This is a genomic window from Cyanobacteriota bacterium, from assembly GCA_025054735.1.
GTDB lineage: Bacteria > Cyanobacteriota > Cyanobacteriia > SKYG9 > SKYG9 > SKYG9.
Window position 1 is genome coordinate 1 of record JANWZG010000288.1, and the last position, 5,256, is coordinate 5,256.

At 48.5% G+C, this 5,256-nt stretch carries 4 protein-coding genes; 3 read left to right on the forward strand and 1 reads right to left on the reverse strand.

Features of this window, described 5'->3' with window-relative positions; all coding sequences use genetic code 11:
- Positions 1 to 144 (reverse strand): ATP-binding protein (locus NZ772_13255; protein MCS6814518.1); only part of this gene is annotated, 144 nt, incomplete at its 3' end.
- A 156-nt stretch (positions 145 to 300) separates the two neighbouring features.
- Between NZ772_13255 and NZ772_13260 the strand changes: the two genes are divergently transcribed.
- The 3 genes from NZ772_13260 to NZ772_13270 form a co-directional block, all read left to right on the forward strand.
- Complete coding sequence (locus NZ772_13260; GenBank protein ID MCS6814519.1) at positions 301 to 1,755, forward strand: GTP-binding protein; 1,455 nt, start codon at positions 301 to 303, stop codon at positions 1,753 to 1,755.
- A gap of 360 nt (positions 1,756 to 2,115) precedes the next feature.
- Positions 2,116 to 4,941, forward strand: coding sequence for a cyclic nucleotide-binding domain-containing protein (locus NZ772_13265; protein MCS6814520.1), 2,826 nt, complete (start codon positions 2,116 to 2,118; stop codon positions 4,939 to 4,941).
- Positions 4,942 to 5,114: 173 nt separating this feature from the next.
- A partial coding sequence (locus NZ772_13270) for a CPCC family cysteine-rich protein (protein ID MCS6814521.1) occupies positions 5,115 to 5,256 on the forward strand: 142 nt, incomplete at its 3' end.

The window sequence follows — 5,256 nt, forward strand, 5'->3', positions numbered from 1 at the left end:
TTTGCCGGTCTGTCGGGGGGCGTGGATGACGAAATAGGTTTCTTGCGCAATCAGGCGCTCCAGTTGCGGCAACCGGCTAGTGGGGGGCAGCATGTAGTGAATGTCGGCACGGCAGGGGCCAGCGGTGTTGAACCAGCGGGGCATAGGATGGCTAGGGAATGAACTGGTCTTAGCTTATCTTGTTTCCCGTAGTTGGTAGTCATGGCATTCAATGAACACGATCGGCACCGCTGTAGATGCAGAAGATTCTTGCTAGCATTGAACAGAAATTAAGTTAGCGCTAGAGACAATCGCCAACCAATGCAGCCCCCCTATGGATGTGAGACTGGCTTACAGCAAGATTTACAACAAACCATACTGGATTTTGCAGATATTCAAGCAGAGTTGAACTATCGGCGGGCACAAGATGTACTAGCTCAACTGGTGAGCCGCCTGGATTTGTCTCCTCAAGAGCGGCGTGGCCTAGAGTCAGAGATTCAAGGGCTACAAGCCATGCTGGATAAGCTGAACCAGGCAGTCGTTCATATTGCCGTGTTTGGCATGGTGGGTCGGGGCAAGTCATCAGTGCTGAATGCCTTAATAGGACAGGAGGTGTTTGCAGTAGGGCCTACCCACGGAGTAACGCGGGATGTATCCAGCACGTCTTGGAGTTTGCGCCAGGAGACCGTTGCGGGCAGCGATCGTCCCCTAGTCAGGTTTGCATTGCGTGGTACTGACCAATCTCGTGTGGAATTAATTGATACTCCTGGCATTGATGAGGTAGCGGGAGAAGAGCGGGAACGGCTGGCAACAGAGGTAGCACGGCAGGCGGATCTGATTTTGTTTGTGGTAGCGGGAGATATTACCCAGGTGGAATACAACGCTCTTCGTCACCTGCGGGAAGCCAGCAAGCCTATGGTGTTGGTATTCAACAAAATTGACCAATATCCTGATGCCGATCGTATGGCAATTTACCACAAGATTCGAGACGAGCGGGTGCGGGAGTTGCTCTCTCCTGATGAGATTGTTATGGCGGCAGCATCACCACTGGTAGCAACAGCCGTGCGTAACGCAGAGGGCAAGGTATCGGCACAACTGAGCCGGGGTAAGCCCCAAGTAGATGATTTGAAGCTAAAAATCTTGGAGATTCTGGATCGGGAAGGAAAATCCCTTGTGGCCCTGAATACTATGCTTTATGCAGATGATGTCAATACACAAGTAGTAAACCGGAAAGCTGTGATTCGCGATCGCAGTGCCAATCAAATTATCTGGAACAGCACTATCACTAAGGCCATGGCGATCGCCCTTAATCCCCTGACGGTCTTAGACTTACTCAGTGGTGCTGTGATTGATGTTGCTATGATCCTGACCCTCTCTCGCCTCTATGGCATTGACATGACCCAACAGGGAGCTGTGGCTCTATTGCAAAAAATTGCCCTCAGCATGGGGGGCATTGGTGCCAGCGAGTTACTAGCCACTCTAGGACTCAGTTCCCTTAAGAGCTTGCTGGGTCTGTCAACTGCGGCCACTGGCGGAGCAGCCCTCGCCCCCTATCTGTCTGTTGCTATTACCCAAGCAGGCGTTGCTGGGGTGGCTACCTATGGCATTGGACAAGTAGCAAAGACATATCTGCTCAATGGGGCTTCCTGGGGAGCCGATGGCCCCAAGGCTGTCGTCACTCGCATTCTAGAGTCCTTAGACGAAGAGACAATTCTAGGGCGGATTAAGGATGAGCTGCAACAGAAGTTGCGATCGGTCATGGGCGATCGTAGCTGAATCACTGGCTTAGTTGCTGCTGGCTTATAAGCAGGAGATAACAGCCCTTCGATAGCTTTCATGAGCTATGTGATACATCTCTGGATTGCGTTGGATAAATAAAATGCACATATTCACACAATGCAGAGACTTTTCGCCAGGGCTAAGCGTTATATCATGCAATCCTGAAATCAGGACAAGACCAATGCCTTGTCTCTAATTTTGGGCAGTCAGCAATAATCTCCAGGTGATTAGCCCCGAATTCACGATGTTGTTGAATTCTGAGAAATTCGTATAGTCAGCCTAGAGAAAACCAATGGCAGAATCCTATGGTCTTTAACACACAATTAATAAAGACCACAGCAGAGAAAAGATTTGCCTATGTTTGCACAACTACCAGAGCGACAAATGCATTGGGTTCGCTGGGCGTTGACTGTGGGCTGGCTACTCATCATTGCCTCCCTGTTTTACGACCCCTGGACATCAGCACTCACCACACCCGATCATCCTTGGAGTCCTTTGCGATTATCACCTGTCTGTGTACAGGTGCAGGGAAAATGCTTATCTGAGCAACCCTATCCATTAGGAACAACCCTCTTCTGGGGAGTCGTTGTACCCTCTGCAATCTTTATTCTGCTAGTGTTTGGTCATGAGCTATGGCGGCGAATTTGCCCACTCTCCTTTTTGTCTCAAATTCCTCGTGCTTTGGGATGGCAGCGACAGTTTAAGCGAGAGAATAAAGCAACAGGTAAAGTGCGCTACGAGTTGGCCAAGGTTGACCCAAATTCATGGCTGGGTCGAAACTATCCCTATGTGCAATTTGGCTGGCTGTTTGCTGGATTGTGCGGGCGAATTTTGTTTTTTAATGCCGATCGTCTAGTGTTAGCAGGCTGGTTGTTATTTACCATCGCAGCCGCGATCGCAGTAGGCTACTGGTATAGTGGCAAGTCGTGGTGTCAGTACTTCTGTCCAATGGCTCCCGTGCAAAGCATCTACAGTGAACCAGGGGGCTTATTAAGTAGTAAAGCCCACACCAGTGAGCGACTGATTACGCAATCGATGTGTCGTGTAGTGTTAGCAGATGGTAAAGAGCAAAGTGCTTGCGTCGCCTGTCAAAATCCTTGCATTGACATTGATGCCGAGCGCACCTATTGGAATAGCTTAAACAAACCCGAAACCTCGTTCCTGCGCTATGGCTATGTCGGCCTAGTGATTGGCTATTTTGGCTATTACTATCTCTATGCAGGTAACTGGAACTATTACTTTTCTGGGGCGTGGGCGCGGCAAACGGATCAACTTGCTTCGCTATTCGACCCTGGACTTTACCTGTTTGGGCAAACAATCAATGTTCCCAAACTAGTTGCAGTGCCACTAGTGCTAGGGGTCTGTACGGCGATCGGGTATTGGGGTGGAAGATGGCTTGAGAACCGCATTAAAGCCTATAGTCGGCAGCATCAGCCAAATCTATCGAGCGAGACGATTCGCCATCGTATCTTTAGCCTGTGTACCTTTGGAATTTTTAATATTTTCTTTATCTTTGGAGGTCGTCCTCTGGTGCTGCTGCTCCCTTGGTCAGTGCAATATCTCTACGATCTGGGTTTAGTAGCGCTGAGTACCCTCTGGCTCTATAAAGTCTGGCAGCGGAGTTCTGATCTTTATTCTCGCGAAAATCTAGCAAATCGATTCCGCAAACAGTTAGAGAAATTACAACTTAATGTCGCACAGTTTTTGGAAGGGCGATCGCTCAGCGATCTAAACACCCATGAAGTGTATGTATTAGCTAAGGTGCTTCCTGGTTTTACCCGCGAAAAACGACATCAGGCATACAAAGGAGTTGTGCGAGAAGCATTAGAAGAAGGGTATGTGAACTACTCCAGTAGTCTGGAAGTTTTGCAGCAAATGCGCCAGGAACTAGGCATTACGGATGACGAACACCGGCTTGTCCTAGAGGAATTGGGCATTGAAGATCCAGAGTTGCTCAATCCGGATCGCAGACGCAGCTTAGAAAATCAAATACGGTTAAGCGGCTATCGCCAATCACTGGAGCGGTTAATGTTGCTGCAGCAGAAACAGCTTGACCGCTCGGCATTTGAGCAACCATCATTTCAGAATTCAGCCGACGTTCATGCTCTGCGTCGTCAATATTCCATCACTCCCCAGGAAGAAGAATGGATTCTCAGTGGATTTTCGGGTAGTGCGAGCAGTATCAAAAAAGCTGAGTTTCTTCTAGCACAACTCCCTGAATTGATTGACTGTTACTGTGCTCTGCATCAACCAATACTACACAAGCATCAAGCCGTACTAAACCTTCTCCAAGAAAATATCAGACATAAGGAAGAGCTAATTGTACGATCGCTTCTTGAAACTTTGGCAATGCTTCAGTCTGATCCAGCAGCGTTCACTCTGGCACAAGACTTGCAGCAGGCATCGCCCGCCACGTTAGGAGAGATTTTAGCGCAAGAGAACTGGAGCGATCGCCTGCCAGCCGCAATCCTGCAATGCTTAACCCAACCCGGAGCCATACCTAGTTCCTGTTCGCTAGAACTCTCCGCCCAGACTATACTGAGTCGTTTAGAAGCATTGCTGCAAGATCAAAATCCGATGATACAGGCAGCAGCACTATATATCATTGCTCAACTAGATATAGAACGCAGTCAGGCAATCGCTCACCATCATCGCCATCAATTCAGTTCTCGGCTGGTTCAAGAGACGATCGAGCAATTGTTGTCGTGGAAATCATTATCCACTGCACCCCCATCTCTGACCGAATTTCCAACGCTAGAGAAATTAATCTATCTATTTAACAGTGACTTCTTCCACCGGATGCAGAGTGAAACGCTCATTGCTCTTGCCAATCGGGCAGAGACAAGAACTTACAGTGCCGGAGGAATCATCACAGAAGCAGGCGATACCTGTCGAGAGTTGTTGCTTTTAATGGAAGGTGATGCCGAGGTTCACTATCAAACTGGCTCTGAAATTCGGGTAGAGCCGCTTCATCCTGGACAAACGCTAGACGAATTAGAGGTTTTGGCCCATAGCAACTCAGAAAATACAATCATTGCAGCTAGCGAAAAAACGCGCATTTTAGCCATTTCAGTCAATGCTTTTGACGACCTGCTTGACCATGACCCAGATTTTGCCCGACGGGTTTTGGAATTGGAAAGTCGGCAGCTACAGCGGTTCGTGCGGTCAGTACAACTTCTCTAGAGTAACTGGCCATATCTGACAAATTTCGTTCATCTGGTTATCACCCAATCCAGAAGCCCAAGGTGATTCTAGCGGGGTTTTCATGTTGTAGTGGTTGTCGATTTCAGTGTTACTTATTCAACATTACTTACTTAGTGTTATTGATAAGGTCATCCTGTAATGAGACTTAGTTTATGAACAAGAGCAAGGCCAGTCCTCTGTATCCCTGTCCCTGCTGTGGATACCTAGTCTTGTCTCAGCCACCCCCAGGAACTTATCTAGTCTGCCCTATCTGCTTTTGGGAAGATACTGAAGACCTCTGCAACGTAACCTTGC

What these genes read in the sequence shown, in the direction of transcription:
- NZ772_13260 (MCS6814519.1), top strand. Translation starts at nt 301, where the DNA reads ATGCAGCCCCCCTATGGATGTGAGACTGGCTTACAGCAAGATTTACAA.
- NZ772_13265 (MCS6814520.1), top strand. Translation starts at nt 2,116, where the DNA reads ATGTTTGCACAACTACCAGAGCGACAAATGCATTGGGTTCGCTGGGCG.